We start from the raw sequence: 16,852 nt of genomic DNA on the forward strand, positions 1-16,852 counted from the left end.
CGCGGACGGTACGGGCTCAGCCCTCGCGGCGGACGATCGGGAAGCTCCCCGTCGCCGTCGGCGCGTGCTCCGGCAGCCACAGCACCGCCACCGCCCCCGCCGCCGAGCCGCCGTGGACGAAGCCGCCGGGGCCCGCCACGTTGCGGAACGTCAGCCGGGCGCCCAGCACCCGCGCCTGGCCCTCCGCGATGGTCAGCCCCAGCCCGTGCCCGACCCCGGCCCGGTCCGTGGACCCGGTCCGGAACCGGCTCGGGCCCTCCCGGAGCAGGGCCTCGGGGAAGCCCGGCCCGTGGTCCCGGACCCGTACGACCCGGCCTTCGACATCGACCTGGACCGGCGCCTTCCCGTACCGCGCGGCATTGGCGAGGAGGTTGCCGAGGATCCGCTCCAGGCGGCGCGGATCGGTGCTGACGATCTCGTCCGCGACGATCCGTACGCTCGCCTCCGGCATCAGCGAGCTGACCCGGCGGGCCACGAACTCGCCCAGCGCCACCTCCTGGAGCTCCGCCCGCTCGGACGCGCTGTCCAGCCGGGCCACCTCCAGCACGTCCTCGACCAGCGCCCGCAGCGCCTGCGCGCGGTCCCGTACGAGCTCGGTCGGCCGGCCCGGCGGCAGCAGTTCCGCGGCCGTGAGCAGGCCGGTCACCGGGGTGCGCAGTTCGTGCGCGATATCGGCGGTCACCCGCCGCTCCGCTTCCAGCCGCTGCTGGAGGGCGTCCGCCATCGCGTCGACCGCCCGCGCGAGGTCGTCGGTCTCGTCGCGCACGACGCCCCCGACCGCGTCCCGCACCCGTACCTCGGGGTCCCCGTGCGCCACCCGCTGCGCGGCGGCCGCGGCCTTGCGCAGCCGGCGCGAGATCTGGCCGCCGATCAGCACGCCGAGCGCCGACCCGCCGACCACCACGGCCAGGGAGCCGATGACCAGGGCCCGGTCCAGGTCGCGCACCATGTTGGCGCTCTCCCGGAACTGCGTGTGCAGCGACAGCACCTGCCCGTTGCCGAGCGGTACGGCCGCCCACACCTCGGGGAGCCCGCGCGGGTTGTCCTGGATGTAGGTGCCGCGCCGCCCGGACCGGGCCTTCTCGCGCAGCTCACCGGGCAGGTCCGGGTCGTTGAGCTTGGCGCCCATGGGGGGCTTGCGGCCCGCCTCGGCGTTGCGGGAGATGAACTGCACCCGGTCGAGCTGCACCTCGCGCGCGCTCTCCAGCATCGAGACGCGGGCAGCGCTGTGCACCACCAGGCTCAGTGCGATGGCGGTCAGCGCGCCCACCGACGCGATGGCGAGCGTGATCTTCCAGCGGATCCCGGTCCGCAGGGTGAACCGCTTCATTCAGATTTCATTCCCGCGCTCGTCCCCCGTGCTCGTTCTCCTCAAGGCATCAGGCCTTGAGCTTGTATCCGAATCCCCGGACCGTTTCGATCCGGTCCTGGCCGATCTTGGTGCGCAGCCGCTGGACGTGGACGTCCACGACGCGGGTGTCGCCGCCCCAGTCGTAGTCCCAGACCCGCTCCAGCAGCCGGTCGCGGGAGAGCACGGTGCCGGGGGAGGTGGAGAACTCCAGCAGCAGCCGCATCTCGGTGGGGGTCAGTGCCACCGAGGCGCCCGCCTTGCGCACCTCCATGCCCTCCGTGTCGACCTCCAGGTCGCCGAAGGCCAGCACCCCGCGCTCGGCGGAGGCGTCCTCCTCGGACCCGCCGCCCTGCGGGCCGCCGGCGTGGCCGAAGCGGCGCAGCACCGCGCGGATGCGGGCGACGAGGACGGAGCCGTCGAAGGGCTTGGTGACGTAGTCGTCGGCGCCCGCCTCCAGGCCCAGCACCACGTCGATGGAGTCGGCGCGCGCCGACAGCATGATGACGGGAACGGTGGACTCGTCGCGGATGCGGCGGCACAGGCTCACGCCGTCCATTCCCGGCACCATCACGTCGAGCAGCGCGATGTCGGGCCGGTCCGCCCGGAAGGACTCCAGACCGGACAGCCCGTCGGGCATGGCCGTGACCACGAACCCGTCGCGTTCCAGCGCCAGGGTCGTGGCCTCACGGATGACGTCGTCGTCCTCCACGAACAGCACATGGGTCTCGGCCATCGGGAGCCTCGCCTCGCCTCGGTACTCGTTGCCCGTTTCTTCGGGTCGCCGGCTTCTGTTCGCCCGTTTCTCCGGGTTGCTCAGTTCTTCGGGCTGACGGCCGGGGCGGGAGCGGTCCCGCCGTCGACCACGCTGCTGTAGTCGGTGTGCACCCGGTCCTGCTCGGTGAACCGCTCCCCGTTCCAGCGGTACGTGATCAGGTCCTCGCCCGAGGGATAGGAGAGCGCGTCGCTCTTCCCGTAGACCGGTTTGGTGACGACCAGGTCGCCCCGGTCGATCTCGGCGTAGACGGGCGGCTGCTCGTCCGAGAACACATTCTCGTACGAGGCCCCGTCCGCGCGGTACACGAAGGACCCGCGGCCCAGCGCGTCGGCACAGGACAGGACGTTGACCACGATGTCGACCTCCGGGCCGCCGGTGATCTTCCCGTAGCTGACGTCCACCGGGTACTCGTTGCCCGAGCAGGGCTTCAGATCGCGCTTGATCTCGGAGCCGACCTTGGGGTCCGCCTTGAGCAGGGCGATCGGGTCGACCTTGGAGGCCGGCTTGCCGGAGGCCTGGGGGGTGAGGAGGGTCGAGTCGCCCGCGTCGTGTTCGGAGGGCGCCGAGGAGGGGGCCGCGGTCTTGGCGACCGACTCGGTACGGGCCGGGCCGCCGTCCCGCAGTCCCGTACCCCCCGACGAGCAGCCGACCGCGAACAGCACGGTGCCGACGAGGACGACCGTCCCCGCCGACATCAGTACCACCGAGCTCTTGCCGCTCAGTCTTGGGCCAATCAGGCCGCGCACCGCTCACGCCCCTCGTACAGGATGGTGTGGTCACCGCGCTCCAGCGCGCGCATGTCCAGATCCCGGCTCTCCAGTTCCTGCCGGAGGCGGGCCAGTGCGCGGTGCAGAGTGCTCTTCACGGTTCCCGCCGACATGCCGAGCGCCGCGGCCGTCTCCTCGGTGCTCATCTGCTCCCAGTGTCGCAGCACCACCACACTGCGCTGCTTGGGCGCGAGCACCTTGAGGATGTCCATGAGCAGGGCGCGGTCGGCGCGCTGGTCCGAACCGTCCTCGACGGAGGCGTCGGGGAGCTGCTCGGTGGGAACCTCGTCGAGCTTGCGGGCCCGCCACCATTCGGTACGGGTGTTGATCATGACACGGCGCAGGTAGGCGTCGGCAAGGGACTTGTCGGCAATTCCGTCCCAGCGGCCGAAGGTGCGGACGAGCGCGGTCTGCAGGAGGTCCTGTGCGTCGGTCGGGTCCGGAACCAGGCGACGGGCACTGCGCAGCAGCGCGTCCTGCCGGGTGCGTACGTACTCTTCGAATTCGAGTACCTCGCCGTGCGCCATCTCAGACCGCCTCCGTTCCGACCAACCGCTCTTCCGCTGTCTTACGGATTCGACGGTACGGAGGCGTTGTCACGGCCCTGTGCGGGTCAGCCTTCGGTGGGCGCACGGACACCCATAGGTTGTGTAACAGCGCCCGTGAGCTGCGGTTTCTCCGGACAAGCGGAATCCCTGAGTCAGCCTCAGGGGGTGGGCGGCGAGGTGTCTGTGGCGGGCTTCGCGGGGGCGGCCGGAAGCCGGTACATGAGGCCCGGCAGCGGCTCCACGAGCCCGTCCGAGACCAGCCCGTCCAGCGCGCGGGCCCGCTGTACGGGCTCCTCCCAGACGGTGTCGAGGAGGGACTGCGGCACGGCGCCCACCGCCTCGCGCAGCACCGCGAGGAGCTTGCCGCGCACCTGCCGGTCCGTCCCGGCGTACGTCTGTCCGCGTCGCGGCGGTCCCTCGTGGGCGGGCTTCCCCGCCAGCCGCCACGCGCACAGCCCGGCCACCGGACAGCTCCCGCAGTCCGGGCTCTTGGCCGTGCACACCAGCGCCCCGAGCTCCATGGAGGCCGCGGCCCAGCGGGCCGCGGTGTCCTCGTCCTCGGGCAGCAGGGCCCGCGCCAGGCGGCGCTCGGCCGCGGTCGTGGCGTTCGGCGGGTACTCGACCCCGGTCGCGGTGCGCGCGAAGACCCGGCGCACGTTGGTGTCGAGGACCGCGTGCCGCTGCCCGTACGCGAAGGAGGCCACGGCGGCCGCCGTGTACTCGCCGATCCCGGGCAGGGCCAGCAGCTGTGCGTGCTCGCGCGGTACGTCGCCCCCGTGCCGCTCCGTTATGGCGACGGCCGCGCCGTGCAGGCGCAGGGCCCGGCGCGGATAACCGAGGCGGCCCCAGGCGCGGACGGCCTCGCCCGGGGCGTCGGCGGCGAGGTCGGCGGGACGGGGCCAGCGGGCGAGCCACTGCTCGTAGACCGGCAGGACCCGGTTGACGGGGGTCTGCTGGAGCATGAACTCGCTGACCATCACCCCCCAGGGGCCGGCCTCGGGGCGGCGCCAGGGCAGGTCGCGGGCGTGTGCTTCGAACCACGCGATGACGGGGGAGTGCAGCGCGGTGGTGGGAATGGTTGCAGTCATGGCAGACGGCATCCTGGCACGTTTCGGGCCCGCGGGGTGTCGTGTCGATCCGCGGCGCCCGGCCGGGGCGGGTGTCAGCGGGCGGGGTCGGCGCCGGTGACCAGGACGGCGGTGCGGCCGCCGCTCGTCCGTACGGCGGCGACGACCTTGGTCGCCGGGCCGGCGAGGGCGAGGCCGGCGAGCGCGGCGAGGCTCGCGCCCAGCAGCAGGCCCATGGCCACGTCGTGCGGGTAGTGGACGCCGACGAAGACGCGGGAGAAGGCCATCAGCAGGGCCAGCGGAAGGGTCAGCAGCACGAGTGCGCGGACGGCGAGCGCCAGCGCCACGGCCGCGGCGCCCGCGATGGTGGCGTGGTTGCTGGGGAAGGACCAGTCGCCGGTGGCCGGGCACTTGACCAGGGAGGCCGCCGCCCCGGCCACGGCCCGGCAGGGGCGCTCCTCGTCGACGCTGGACTTCACCAGCTCGGAGGCGACGTAGGCCAGGGCGGTGACGAAGGGGGCGAGCACCGCGAGCGCCACCGTGCGGGGGTCGCGGGCGCCACGTGATCGCCACCACACGGCTATGAAGAGGGCGCCGAAGACGAGCAGCCCGTACTCGGTCCAGAACTCGAATGCCGATTGCACCCAGGCGGGGGTCGAGTGGGCGAAATCGGTCACGTCGAGGTAGAGGCCGGAGCTGTCCATGGTGACTGAAGGTACCGAAACCGGAATAACGTCCTCATCAGTCTCCGGGCCGATTTCCGGCGCCCCCGATCACCCCGCAGGATGATCATCGGCAAAACAAGCCGAGTGTGCGGCATGTGGGGCACTGATCGCGCCGGGAACTCTCGTAAGGTTCCGTCCGTGGGATCTCTGCGCAATCCGGTCGGGCCGCTCCCCTCCTCCATCTACTGGCGACGGAGGGCTGTGCTGGCGTCCGTTGCCGCGCTCCTCGCGATGCTCGCCGTATGGACCGTCAGTTCCGGTGCGGGCAAGTCGAGTACCAACGGCAAGGGCCAGGGCGGCTCCGGTCCCGTCACCCAAATCACCCCCGGACCCTCGGGTTCCGGTCCGGCGATCAGTCAGGCCCCGGGCGGACGCGGCGGGTCGGGCTCCGGCGGCTCCGCAGGCGCGAGCGCCGGCACCGGCACGGGCTCCGACCCCGGGGCGAGCCCCGGCACGGGCAAGAACGGCGAACCGGGCGCCGAGCCCGGCACCGCGGACCAGGGCGGGTCGAACGGCTCCGGCGGCTCCGGCGCGGGCCAGGTCGTCCCGGCGGACTCCCCGGTGCCCACGTGTGCGCCCAGTGCGCTGCAGTGGGAGGTCAAGAGCGTGAAGAACGAGTACGAGGCGGGCGAGAAGCCGCGCCTCGAACTCATCGCGCGCAATATCTCGGGCACCACCTGCAAGGTCGACCTCGGCCCGAAGCAGGCGGTACTGACGATCGCTCAGGTGAGCAACGCCAAGTCGGTCTGGTCCTCGGCGGACTGCCCGGCGGGCGCGGGCAGCGTCTTCTACCGGGTCCCCTCGCAGGGTGAGACCAAGCAAGACCTGGAGTGGGACCGCCACTTCAGCGAGCCCACCCAGTGCCAGTCGCCTCCGGCGGGGGCGGCCGCGGCGGACACGTACGTGGTGGAGGTCAAGTCCCCCGGCATGCCGGTGGCTCGAACCTCGTTCGTCCTGAAGCCGGAGTAGCCGGCGCGGCGTCGCTGCCGGGGGCGGAGCCCCCGGACCCCCGCGCCTCAAACGCCGGCGGGGCTGGATTCGGCCGAAGTCGGCCTGCACGTGCGCGCAGCGCACTGTGCGGATCGGAGGGGTTGGATTGCCCGTAGGGCAATTCCAGCCCCTCCGGCGCTTGAGGAGCGGGGCCTGGGGCGGAGCCCCAGCAGCGGCGCGCGACCGCAACCCCCGCGGAGCGGGGCCGGAGCCTAGACGTACCGCTCCAGGATGGAGGACTCCGCCAGGCGGGACAGGCCCTCGCGGACGCTGCGCGCACGCGCCTCGCCGACGCCGTCGACCGTCTGGAGGTCGTCCACCGAGGCGGCGAGCAGCTTCTGCAGCCCGCCGAAGTGCTCGACCAGCCGCTCGATGATCGCGCCCGGCAGCCGCGGAACCTTCGCCAGCAGCCGGTACCCGCGGGGCGACACCGCCGAGTCCAGGGTCTCCGGCGAGCCCGTGTACCCCAGGGCCTTCGCCACGATCGCCAGCTCCAGCAGCTCCGGATGCGTCAGCGCGTCCAGCGCCGGCAGCGCCTCCTCGACCGTGCGGGAACGCTTCGCCGTCGGCTCCGGCACGTAGTCCCGGATGACGAGCTCCCGCTCCTGCTCGATCCCGACCGTCAGCTCGTCGAGCTGGAGCGAGAGCAGCCGGCCGTCCGTGCCGAGCTCCACCACGTACTCCGCGATCTCCGTCGCGATGCGCCGCACCATTTCCAGCCGCTGCGCCACCGCCGTGACATCGCGGACCGTCACCAGGTCCTCGATCTCCAGCGCGGACAGCGTCCCGGCGACCTCGTCCAGGCGGAGCTTGTACCGCTCCAGGGTGGCCAGCGCCTGGTTCGCCCGCGACAGGATCGCCCCGGACTCCTCCAGCACGCGCCGCTCGCCGTCCACGTACAGCGCGATCAGCCGCATCGACTGCGAGACCGACACCACCGGGAAACCGCACTGCTTCGAGACCCGGTCCGCTGTCCGGTGCCGGGTGCCCGTCTCCTCCGTGTGGATCGACGCGTCGGGCACCAGCTGGACGCCCGCCCGCAGGATCTTGGTGATGTCCTTGTCCAGGATCAGCGCGCCGTCGAGCTTGCACAGCTCGCGCAGCCGGGTCGCGGTGAACTCCACGTCCAGGACGAAACCGCCCGTGCACATGGCCTCGACCGACTTGTCCATACCGAGGACGATGAGCCCTCCGGTGTTGCCGCGAACGATCCGTTCGAGCCCGTCACGCAGGGGCTGACCAGGTGCGACCGCGCTCAGCGAGGCGCGCATCATGGCCTCCTGCTTGGAGCTCGCGCCCGACTTCCCGGATGCTGCTGCCCCGTCCTTGGCTGCCACTGCACTCCTCCGGTCGCGGGATGTACCGCCTGCGTACGGCCGGGCGGACCATCCCGAAGTCTACCGGCGCGGCCCCGGCGCCCGTCGTGCCTTGGCCCGGCCGGGCCGGAGAGCATCCCTTTCGTCCCCGCTGACCTGCTGTTCTCCGACCCCGGGCGGGGTGGCGGCCGACGCCAGCCGGTGCTGGTCGGTGCTAGTCGGTGCTAGTCGGTGGGGTGCTCCTTCGCCGGCGTACGCGACCGCCCGCGCGGCAGGACCCGCAGGGCGTCGCCCATGTCGGCGACCTCGGTCACCTTCATGCCCGCCGGCACCTTCCCCGGGTCCACCGGCACCAGCGCGTGCGTGAAGCCCAGCCGGTACGCCTCCGCGAGCCGCCGCTGCACCCCCGTCACGCGCCGGACCTCGCCCGCGAGGCCGACCTCCCCGATGGCGACCAGGTTCTTCGGGAGCGGTACGTCGCTCGCGGCCGAGGCCAGGGCCAGCGCGACGGCCAGGTCGGCGGCCGGCTCGGTGAGCTTCACCCCGCCCACGGTGGCGGTGTAGATGTCCCGCTTGCCGAGCGCCGTGATCCGCCCGCGCTGCTCCAGCACCGCCAGCATCATCGAGACGCGCGAGGTCTCCAGCCCGGAGGTGGTCCGGCGGGGGGAGGGGATCTGCGAGTCCACCGTGAGCGCCTGCACCTCGGCGACCAGCGGGCGCTTGCCCTCCAGGGTCACCGTCAGGCAGGTGCCGGGGACGGCCTCGGCGCGGCGGGTCAGGAACAGCCCGCTCGGGTCGGCGAGTCCGTTGATGCCCTCGTCGGTGAGCTCGAAGCAGCCGACCTCGTCCGTGGTGCCGTAGCGGTTCTTCACCCCGCGGACGAGGCGCAGTCGCGCGTGCCGGTCGCCCTCGAAGCTCAGTACGACGTCGACCAGGTGCTCCAGCAGGCGGGGACCGGCGATCGCCCCGTCCTTGGTGACGTGGCCGACCAGCAGCGTGGACATCCCGCGTTCCTTGGAGGCCCGGATCAGCGCCCCGGCCACCTCGCGGACCTGAGCCATGCCGCCGGGCGCGCCGTCGATCTCGGGGGAGGCGACCGTCTGTACGGAGTCCATGATCAGCAGCGAGGGCTTCACGGCGTCGAGGTGCCCGAGCACGGCGGACAGATCGGTCTCGGCGGCCAGGTAGAGGTGCTCGCTGAGCGCGTTGATCCGGTCGGCCCGCAGCCGCACCTGGCTCGCCGACTCCTCGCCCGTGACGTACAGGGTGCGGTGCTCGTCGGAGGCGGCCTTCGCCGCGACGTCGAGCAGCAGCGTGGACTTGCCGACGCCCGGCTCGCCCGCGAGCAGGACGACCGCGCCGGGGACCAGCCCGCCGCCCAGCACCCGGTCCAGCTCGCTCACGCCGGTGCTGCGGGCGGTCGCCGTCCGCACGTCGACCTGCCCGATCGGCACGGCGGCCGTGGTGACCCGGCCGGCCGCGGTGGTCCGCACGGCGGGGGCGCCGCCGAGCTCCTCGACGGTGCCCCAGGCCTGGCACTCGGGGCACCGGCCGAGCCACTTGGCGGTGGAGTACCCGCACTCGGTACAACGGTAGGACGGCCGGTCCTTGGCGGATGAACGAGATGTACGGGCAGCCATGCGGCCCACGGTAGCCGCCGCCACCGACAGTCCTTTCCGGGCGGCCTCCGAGGCGGTCCCGCAGTGGCCTCGCGGTGGTCTCGCGGCGGTCTCGGCGCGGTCCGCCGTCCGTCCCGGCGTGTACGCCGTGGCGTGCACCGTCAGGGGCGCCGTCAGCACAACGCCGATCTGTTCACCCGTAAGGGCTAAAACTGGTGAAGGCTTCCGGAGCGCCACCGGCGCGCCGCCTACGGTCACCAAGTGACCAGCAGCAACCAGGGACACCCCGCTCCGCGCACCGGCGCACACCGGGCGCACGGGCGCACGCCCCCCGAGGCGACCAGGGTGGAGCAGCCGCCACCGTTCCGGTACGAGCCCTACCTGGACGGGCTGTTCACGTACTGCCTCTCGGTCCTGTGCGACCACGACACCGCCACCGACGTGCTCGGCGACGTCCTCGCCGTCGCCGACCGCCATCCCGGCCGCTGCCCCGACGAGGGGGACCGGCGGGCCTGGCTGTACGCCCTCGCGCGCTGGGCCTGCCTGCGCAGGCTGGCCGAGCGGCGGCGTACGCGCTACGGGTACGGGGGAGCGCATTCCGCCCGGCGTGCACCGGAGCACACCGCCGCCGGCCGTGCGCCGGATTTCGCGACGGCGAGCGCCGACGCGAACGCGGCCGCGAACGCCGGGGCGGCCGGCCGCTCCGGCGGTCTTGTGGGTCCCGCAGGCCACGGCAGCCCTGCAGGCCACGGCAGCCCCGCCGGTCACGCCGGTCTTGACGTGTACGCCTACCGCCGCACCGAGCTCGCCCGCCTCGCCTGGCCGGAAGCCGCCGGAACCACCCCCGAGCAGCGCGAGGCACTCGAACTCGCCGTCCGCCACCGCCTCGGCGTCCCCGAACTCGCCGCCGTCCTCGGTACGCCCCCGGCCGCCGCCCGCGAGCTGCTCTCCGGCGCCGCCTGCGAGGTGGAGCGCACCCGCGCCGCCCTCGCCGTCGTGGAGACGGGCAACTGCCCGACCGTGTCCCGGCTCACCGGGGACGACGGGGAGGGCGGGGGAGACGGGAACCTGCTCCTCTCCTCCTCCCTGCGCGCCGAGCTCGTCCGCCACGTCGACGACTGCCCGCGCTGCCGCCGCGTCGCCGAACGCGTCGGCGCCGGCGGCCCCTGGCCCGGCTCGGGCGGCATCGACACCGCGGCCCTCCCACTGGTCCCGGCCCCGCGCACCGCCGTGCACGCCGCGATGCTCCGCTCCGGCGGTCGCCGGGGCGCCGGGACCGGCCCGCGCTTCGACCGCACCGGCTTCCCGATGGACCCCAAGGACCGGGCGGCCCGCCGCGAGCGGCTGCGCACCCGCGCCGTGACCACCACCGTCGTCGCCACCGTCGTCGCGGCCCCGGTGCTGGCGCTGTGGGCGGCCTACCGGGGAGCCCCGAGCACCGGGGAACCCGTGGGCAACGGCTCCACGCGCATCTCGGCGAGCGAGGCGGAGCTCCCGCAGGCCCGTACCGACGGCCGCCCGCTGACGGCCTACGAGAACGCGGGCAACGCCGCCGTCACCACCGACGGCCCCGGCTTCGCCCCGTCCGAGGCCGCCCCCGACGTCTCCGTCGAGGTCATCAGCAGCGGCGCGCCGCCGAGCTCCACCCCGGGCGCCCCGGGCCGACTCACCGCGGCCGCCTCCACCCACGGAACGACCACCCTGCTCACCCTCACCGCTTCGGGCGGCGCCCCGGTCGACTGGCGGCTGTGGTCCGACGCCCCGTGGCTCCGCGCCAGTACGACCTCGGGCCGGCTGGCGCCAGGAGAATCGGTCACCCTACGCATCACCGTGGACTCCGGAGCCCAGCCCGTAGGGGCCTGGAGAGCCCGGGTCGGGGTGGACCCGGGCGGCGCGGTGATCTCCATCCGGGGCCGGGGCCGCCCGGCTCCCACCCCGCCCGCCCCGGAGCCCACTCCGACACCGACGCCGACGCCGACACCCACCCCGACTCCGACGCCGACCCCCACGCCGACGCCCACTCCCACCCCGACGCCGACCCCGACGCCGAGCCCCTCGGACGGAGCCACGCCGGAGCCGGAGCCGACCCCGGCGCCGGCCCCGTAGCGCCGCGGCCTACGGCGCGGGCGTGGGGTCGGCCGGGTGCGGGGCCATCGGCAGCAGCGAGGAGAGCCGCGCCTCGCAGAGCCGTACGAGCTCCTCGTACCCCTCCTTGCCCATCAGCTCCGTCAGCTCGGCGCGGTACGACTCGTACACCGGCTTGCCGGCGCCGTGCGCGGAGGTGGCCGAGGTGCACCACCAGTGCAGGTCGTGGCCGCCCGGGCCCCAGCCGCGCCGGTCGTACTCGCCGATCGACACCTGCAGGACGCGGGTGTCGTCGGGCCGGTCGATCCAGTCGTAGGTCCGCCGGATGGGGAGCTGCCAGCACACGTCCGGCTTGGTCTCCAGCGGCTCCTGGCCGCCGCGCACCGCCAGGATGTGCAGGGAACAGCCCGCCCCCGCGGGGAAACCGGGCCGGTTCAGGAAGATGCAGGCACCGTCCCAGCGTCGGGTCTGCTTCTCCCCGTCGTCGTCGTGCTGCGTCCACCCGGTCTCGCTGCCGACGTCGTGGAACTGCCACAGCTCCGGCGTCAGCCGCGCCACGTTCTCGGCGACCCGCTTCTCGTCGTCCTCGTCGGAGAAGTGCGCGCCGAGCGTGCAGCAGCCGTCGTCCGCGCGGCCCGCTTGAATGCCCTGGCAGCCGCTGCCGAAGATGCAGGTCCAGCGGGAAGTGAGCCAGGTCAGGTCGCAGCGGAAGACCTGCTCCTCATCGGCGGGGTCGGGGAACTCCACCCAGGCCCGCGGAAAGTCGAGCCCCTTCTCGTCCGCCCGGGCGGACGTGGCACCCTTGGCGGCCTTGCCGACCTTGGTCTTGGACTTGTTGGCCTTCTTCGTATTTGGCACAAACCCCAGCCTAAGCGCCCCTTACTCCACCCCTACGCCTTTGGACCAGTAGCGTTTCCCCTCATGAGACTCGGTGTCCTTGATGTGGGTTCGAACACGATCCATCTGCTGGTGGTGGACGCGCACCCCGGTGCGCGCCCCCTGCCCGCGCACTCGCACAAGGTGGAGCTGCGGCTGGCGGAGCTGCTCGACGAACACGGCGCGGTGACGCCCGAGGGCGTCGAGCGGCTGGTTTCCGTCATCGGGGACGCGGTGCAGGCCGCCGAGGACAAGGGGTGCGAGGACGTACTCCCCTTCGCGACGAGCGCGGTACGGGAGGCCACGAACGCCGACGAGGTCCTCGCCCGGGTCAAGGCCGAGACGGGCGTGGACCTCCCCGTCCTCAGCGGCGACGACGAGGCCCGCCTGACGTTCCTCGCGGCCCGGCGCTGGTTCGGCTGGTCGGCGGGCAAGCTCCTGCTCCTCGACATCGGCGGGGGCTCGCTGGAGATCGCGTACGGCATCGACGAGGACCCGGACGCGGCCGTCTCGCTCCCTCTGGGCGCGGGCCGCCTGACGGCGGGCTGGCTCCCGGGCGACCCGCCGGACCCGGCGGACGTCCGGGCCCTGCGCCGGCACGTACGGGCCCAGATCGCGCGTACGGTCGGCGAGTTCAGCCGCTCCGGCCCGCCGGACCGGGTGGTGGCCACGTCGAAGACCTTCAAGCAGCTGGCCCGGATCGCGGGCGCCGCCCGCTCCGCGGAGGGCCTCTACATCCAGCGGGACCTGACCCGTAAGTCCCTGGAGGAGTGGGTCCCGAGACTGGCGGCGATGACCACCGCCCAGCGCTCCGCCCTCCCCGGCGTCTCGGAGGGCCGCTCCAACCAACTCCTCGCCGGAGCACTGGTGGCGGAGGGCGCGATGGACCTCCTGGGCGTGGAGTCCCTGGAAGTCTGTCCCTGGGCCCTCCGGGAAGGCGTCATCCTCCGCCGCCTGGACCACCTCGGAAGGTCCACCCCCGTCGGGGTGTGAGGCACCGGGCCATCGGACGTCGCCGGGTGCGGCGCCGCCGCACGGGGGCCGGCGCCGGACCCCCGCGCCTCACCCTGCCCCCGCCCACCACCGCGGCCCCGCCCGTCCTCATGTCCCTGCCCACCACCGCGGCCCCGCCCAACCTCATGCCCCCGTCCACCAGGACGGGCCCGCCCCCACCACGACCCCGATACCCTGTCCCCGTGGCAAAACCAGTCCGGATCCCGACCGCGAAAGTCGCCCTCTCCACCGCCTCCGTCTACCCGGAGTCGACGGCGACCGCCTTCGAGATCGCCGCGCGCCTCGGCTACGACGGCGTCGAGGTCATGGTCTGGACGGACCCCGTCAGCCAGGACATCGACGCCCTGCGCCGCCTCTCCGACCACCACCAGGTGCCGATCCTGGCGATCCACGCCCCCTGCCTCCTCATCACGCAGCGCGTGTGGTCCACCGACCCGTGGACCAAACTCCAGCGCGCCCAGGCGGCGGCCGAGAAGCTCGGCGCGAGCACGGTCGTCGTCCATCCCCCGTTCCGCTGGCAGCGCCAGTACTCCCGCGACTTCGTGACGGGCATCTGGCGGATGGCGGACGAGACCGACGTCCGCTTCGCCGTCGAGAACATGTACCCCTGGCGCTACCGCGACCGCGAGATGCTCGCCTACGCGCCCGAATGGGACGTCACCAAGGACGACTACCGTCACTTCACGGTCGACCTCTCGCACACCGCGACCGCCCGCACCGACGCGACCGCGATGATCGACCGGATGGGCGACCGCCTCGCCCACATCCACCTCGCCGACGGAAACGGTTCCGCGAAGGACGAGCACCTCGTCCCCGGTCGCGGCACCCAGCCCTGCGCCGAACTGCTGGAGCGGCTCGCCGCCACCTCCTTCGACGGGCACGTCGTCATCGAGGTCAACACCCGCCGCGCGATGTCCTCCGCCGAGCGCGAGGCCGACCTCGCCGAGGCCCTGGCCTTCACCCGCCTCCACCTTGCGACGGCCCCCGGCCCGGTATCGGGAACCCGGCACCCGTGACCGAGCCCCTGCCGGACCCCACACCGGACCCCACGCCGGACCCCAGGCCCGCCCCCGCCCAGGCGAAGCCCCGCCGCGGCCCCGGCCGCCCCCGCCAGGACGAGGCCGACGACGGTCCCGGCACCCAGGAGCGCATCCGTCTCGCGGCCCGCGCCGAGTTCGCCGCGCGCGGCTACGACAAGACCTCGGTCCGCGGGATCGCCAAGGCCGCCGGCGTGGACCCGGCCCTGGTGCACCACTACTTCGGCAGCAAGGACGACCTCTTCGCCGCCGCGATCGAGCTCAGCATGGAGCCCGCCCTCATCCTGCCCAAGATCATCGGTGCGGGCCCCGACGGCATCGGCGAGCGCCTGGCCCGCTACTTCCTCGGCGTCTGGGAGAACCCGGTCACCCGGACCCCGCTGCTCGCCGTGATCCGCTCGGCCCTCACCCACGAGGCCGCCGCGAAGGTGCTCCGCCGGCTGATCCTGCACCGCCTCCTGGAGCGGATCGCGGCCGACCTCAACGTCCCCGACCCGACCTTCCGCGCCGAGCTCGCCGCCTCCCACATGGTCGGCATCGCGATCCTGCGCTACGTCGTCCAGGTCGAGCCCCTCGCATCGGCGGACCCGGAGACCATCATCGACCTGGTGGCCCCCACCCTCCAGCGTTACCTCACCGAGGAATGACGGCACCCGCGCGCGCAGCCCCGTAGGCTCCGCACCGTGCCCAATTGCTGAGCCGCCCGTCCCGGGATCCGGACAGCCCGTCCGGATCCCGGGCAGGGGGCGTAGCCTCGTAACCGAGCCATATCCACAGTCGCGGCAGGCGCTCGCGTCACCGCACACATGGGGAGAGAACCCGATGCCCGAGCTGAGGTCCCGCACCGTCACCCACGGCCGCAACATGGCAGGCGCACGTGCCCTGATGCGCGCCTCGGGCGTAGCGAGCGCGGACATCGGGAAGCCGATCATCGCGGTCGCCAACTCCTTCACCGAGTTCGTCCCCGGCCACACCCACCTGGCCCCGGTCGGCCGCATCGTCTCCGACGCGATCCTGGCCGCCGGCGCCGTCCCCCGCGAGTTCAACACCATCGCGGTCGACGACGGCATCGCCATGGGCCACGGCGGCATGCTGTACTCCCTGCCCTCCCGCGACCTGATCGCGGACTCGGTCGAGTACATGGTCGAGGCGCACTGCGCCGACGCGCTGATCTGCATCTCCAACTGCGACAAGATCACCCCCGGCATGCTGATGGCCGCCATGCGCCTCAACATCCCGGTCGTCTTCGTCTCCGGCGGCCCGATGGAGGCCGGTCAGGCCACCCTCGTCGACGGCACCGTCCGTAAGCTCGACCTGATCGACGCCATGGTCGACGCCTCGAACGACAGCGTCTCCGACGAGGACGTGCTGCGCATCGAGGAGAACGCCTGTCCCACCTGCGGCAGCTGTTCGGGCATGTTCACCGCCAACTCGATGAACTGCCTCGCCGAGGCCATCGGCCTGGCCCTCCCCGGCAACGGCTCGGTCCTCGCGACGCACACCGCCCGCCGCGCCCTGTACGAGGACGCCGGCCGCACGATCGTCGAGATCACCAAGCGCTACTACGAGCAGGACGACGAGTCGGTCCTGCCCCGCAACATCGCGACCCGCCAGGCCTTCGAGAACGCCATGGCCCTCGACATCGCCATGGGCGGCTCCACCAACACGATCCTGCACCTCCTCGCCGCCGCGCAGGAAGCCGGTCTGAAGTACGACCTCACGGACATCGACGAGATCTCCCGCCGGGTCCCGTGCCTCGCCAAGGTCGCGCCGAACGTGGCGCCCGGCGGCACGTACTACATGGAGGACATCCACCGGGCCGGCGGCATCCCCGCCCTGCTCGGCGAGCTGCACCGCGGCGGCCTGCTGAACAAGGACGTCACCACGGTCCACTCCGCCAACCTGGAGGACTGGCTCGCGAAGTGGGACGCCCGCTCCGGCACGGCCCCGGACGAGGTCATGGAGCTGTGGCACGCGGGCCCCGGCTGCCAGCGCTCCGCCTCCGCCTTCTCCCAGTCCGAGCGCTGGGACACCCTCGACCTCGACGCCGAGGGCGGCTGCATCCGCTCGGTCCAGCACGCGTACTCCAAGGACGGCGGCCTCGCCGTCCTGCGCGGCAACATCGCGCTCGACGGCTGCGTCGTGAAGACCGCCGGTGTCGACGAGTCGATCTGGACCTTCGAGGGCCCGGCCGTGGTCTGCGAATCGCAGGACGAGGCCGTCGACAAGATCCTCCGCAAGGAGATCAAGGCCGGCGACGTGGTCGTCATCCGCTACGAGGGCCCGCGCGGCGGTCCCGGCATGCAGGAGATGCTCTACCCGACGTCCTTCCTCAAGGGCCGCGGCCTCGGCAAGGTCTGCGCCCTGGTCACGGACGGCCGCTTCTCCGGCGGCACCTCGGGCCTCTCCATCGGCCACGCCTCCCCGGAGGCGGCCTCGGGCGGCTCCATCGCGGTCGTCGAGGACGGCGACCGGATCCGCATCGACATCCCGAACCGCTCCATCGAGCTCCTGGTCGACGAGGCCACGCTGGCCGCCCGCCACGAGGCGCTCGGCGGCGTGTACGCCCCGAAGAACCGCGAGCGCAAGGTCTCCGCGGCCCTGCGCGCCTACGCGGCGATGGCCACCAGCGCCGACAAGGGCGCGGTCCGCGACGTCAGCCTCCTGGAGCGCTGACCCCGC

General features: G+C 73.1%; 15 protein-coding genes. 6 read left to right on the forward strand and 9 right to left on the reverse strand.

Annotated elements, in window-relative coordinates:
* Window positions 1–16: 16 nt before the first annotated feature.
* From cseC to OG247_RS24720, 6 genes are all read right to left on the reverse strand, one after another.
* The gene (cseC, locus tag OG247_RS24695) at window positions 17–1,330 is read right to left on the reverse strand and encodes a two-component system sensor histidine kinase CseC (protein WP_327254307.1); all 1,314 of its coding nucleotides are present in this window, start codon (window positions 1,328–1,330) and stop codon (window positions 17–19) included.
* Window positions 1,331–1,379: 49 nt separating this feature from the next.
* Window positions 1,380–2,084, reverse strand: a complete 705-nt coding sequence (gene cseB, locus OG247_RS24700) for a two-component system response regulator CseB (RefSeq protein WP_327254308.1) — start codon at window positions 2,082–2,084, stop codon at window positions 1,380–1,382.
* Between the two features lie 80 nt (window positions 2,085–2,164).
* Window positions 2,165–2,821: a hypothetical protein gene (locus OG247_RS24705; RefSeq protein ID WP_327257604.1), complete on the reverse strand. Its 657-nt coding sequence runs from the start codon at window positions 2,819–2,821 to the stop codon at window positions 2,165–2,167.
* A 38-nt stretch (window positions 2,822–2,859) separates the two neighbouring features.
* Complete coding sequence (locus tag OG247_RS24710) at window positions 2,860–3,420, reverse strand: SigE family RNA polymerase sigma factor (RefSeq protein ID WP_327254309.1); 561 nt, start codon at window positions 3,418–3,420, stop codon at window positions 2,860–2,862.
* Window positions 3,421–3,599: 179 nt separating this feature from the next.
* Window positions 3,600–4,529, reverse strand: coding sequence for an A/G-specific adenine glycosylase (locus OG247_RS24715; protein ID WP_327254310.1), 930 nt, complete (start codon window positions 4,527–4,529; stop codon window positions 3,600–3,602).
* Between the two features lie 74 nt (window positions 4,530–4,603).
* Entirely contained in the window at window positions 4,604–5,212 is a 609-nt protein-coding gene (locus tag OG247_RS24720; RefSeq protein ID WP_327254311.1) for a phosphatase PAP2 family protein, read from the reverse strand.
* 159 nt (window positions 5,213–5,371) lie between these two features.
* Here OG247_RS24720 and OG247_RS24725 point away from each other — a divergent pair, with 159 nt between their 5' ends.
* Window positions 5,372–6,202 (forward strand): hypothetical protein, encoded by an 831-nt coding sequence (locus tag OG247_RS24725; RefSeq protein ID WP_327254312.1) that lies wholly within the window; start codon window positions 5,372–5,374, stop codon window positions 6,200–6,202.
* Window positions 6,203–6,435: 233 nt separating this feature from the next.
* Here OG247_RS24725 and disA read toward each other — a convergent pair whose 3' ends face one another.
* Both disA and radA read right to left on the reverse strand, forming a co-directional pair.
* The gene (disA, locus tag OG247_RS24730) at window positions 6,436–7,560 is read right to left on the reverse strand and encodes a DNA integrity scanning diadenylate cyclase DisA (protein WP_274548915.1); all 1,125 of its coding nucleotides are present in this window, start codon (window positions 7,558–7,560) and stop codon (window positions 6,436–6,438) included.
* A gap of 203 nt (window positions 7,561–7,763) precedes the next feature.
* Window positions 7,764–9,179: a DNA repair protein RadA gene (radA, locus tag OG247_RS24735; RefSeq protein WP_327254313.1), complete on the reverse strand. Its 1,416-nt coding sequence runs from the start codon at window positions 9,177–9,179 to the stop codon at window positions 7,764–7,766.
* A gap of 240 nt (window positions 9,180–9,419) precedes the next feature.
* Here radA and OG247_RS24740 point away from each other — a divergent pair, with 240 nt between their 5' ends.
* Window positions 9,420–11,264, forward strand: a complete 1,845-nt coding sequence (locus tag OG247_RS24740) for a BACON domain-containing protein (protein ID WP_327254314.1) — start codon at window positions 9,420–9,422, stop codon at window positions 11,262–11,264.
* Window positions 11,265–11,273: 9 nt separating this feature from the next.
* Here OG247_RS24740 and OG247_RS24745 read toward each other — a convergent pair whose 3' ends face one another.
* Window positions 11,274–12,101 carry a hypothetical protein gene (locus OG247_RS24745; protein WP_327254315.1) on the reverse strand — a complete coding sequence of 276 codons (828 nt, stop codon included), beginning with the start codon at window positions 12,099–12,101 and terminating at the stop codon, window positions 11,274–11,276.
* Window positions 12,102–12,164: 63 nt separating this feature from the next.
* On the opposite strand from OG247_RS24745, the gene OG247_RS24750 reads away from it, so the two are divergent.
* From OG247_RS24750 to ilvD, 4 genes are all read left to right on the forward strand, one after another.
* Window positions 12,165–13,112 (forward strand): Ppx/GppA phosphatase family protein, encoded by a 948-nt coding sequence (locus OG247_RS24750; protein ID WP_327254316.1) that lies wholly within the window; start codon window positions 12,165–12,167, stop codon window positions 13,110–13,112.
* A gap of 203 nt (window positions 13,113–13,315) precedes the next feature.
* Window positions 13,316–14,149 (forward strand): sugar phosphate isomerase/epimerase family protein, encoded by an 834-nt coding sequence (locus tag OG247_RS24755; RefSeq protein WP_327254317.1) that lies wholly within the window; start codon window positions 13,316–13,318, stop codon window positions 14,147–14,149.
* An 8-nt stretch (window positions 14,150–14,157) separates the two neighbouring features.
* Window positions 14,158–14,817, forward strand: a complete 660-nt coding sequence (locus tag OG247_RS24760) for a TetR/AcrR family transcriptional regulator (protein WP_327257605.1) — start codon at window positions 14,158–14,160, stop codon at window positions 14,815–14,817.
* A 175-nt stretch (window positions 14,818–14,992) separates the two neighbouring features.
* Window positions 14,993–16,846, forward strand: a complete 1,854-nt coding sequence (gene ilvD / locus OG247_RS24765; RefSeq protein WP_243339759.1) for a dihydroxy-acid dehydratase — start codon at window positions 14,993–14,995, stop codon at window positions 16,844–16,846.
* The last annotated feature ends 6 nt before the right edge of the window (window positions 16,847–16,852 follow it).

Origin of the sequence: Streptomyces sp. NBC_01244 (assembly GCF_035987325.1) — a bacterium.
In the GTDB taxonomy this organism is placed as follows: Bacteria; Actinomycetota; Actinomycetes; order Streptomycetales; family Streptomycetaceae; genus Streptomyces.

Excerpts from the sequence above, each read along its gene's own strand:
- cseC (WP_327254307.1), bottom strand. The coding sequence starts at position 1,330 with ATGAAGCGGTTCACCCTGCGGACCGGGATCCGCTGGAAGATCACGCTC.
- cseB (WP_327254308.1), bottom strand. The coding sequence starts at position 2,084 with ATGGCCGAGACCCATGTGCTGTTCGTGGAGGACGACGACGTCATCCGT.
- OG247_RS24705 (WP_327257604.1), bottom strand. The coding sequence starts at position 2,821 with ATGTCGGCGGGGACGGTCGTCCTCGTCGGCACCGTGCTGTTCGCGGTC.
- OG247_RS24710 (WP_327254309.1), bottom strand. The coding sequence starts at position 3,420 with ATGGCGCACGGCGAGGTACTCGAATTCGAAGAGTACGTACGCACCCGG.
- OG247_RS24715 (WP_327254310.1), bottom strand. The coding sequence starts at position 4,529 with ATGACTGCAACCATTCCCACCACCGCGCTGCACTCCCCCGTCATCGCG.
- OG247_RS24720 (WP_327254311.1), bottom strand. The coding sequence starts at position 5,212 with ATGGACAGCTCCGGCCTCTACCTCGACGTGACCGATTTCGCCCACTCG.
- radA (WP_327254313.1), bottom strand. The coding sequence starts at position 9,179 with ATGGCTGCCCGTACATCTCGTTCATCCGCCAAGGACCGGCCGTCCTAC.
- OG247_RS24750 (WP_327254316.1), top strand. The coding sequence starts at position 12,165 with ATGAGACTCGGTGTCCTTGATGTGGGTTCGAACACGATCCATCTGCTG.
- ilvD (WP_243339759.1), top strand. The coding sequence starts at position 14,993 with ATGCCCGAGCTGAGGTCCCGCACCGTCACCCACGGCCGCAACATGGCA.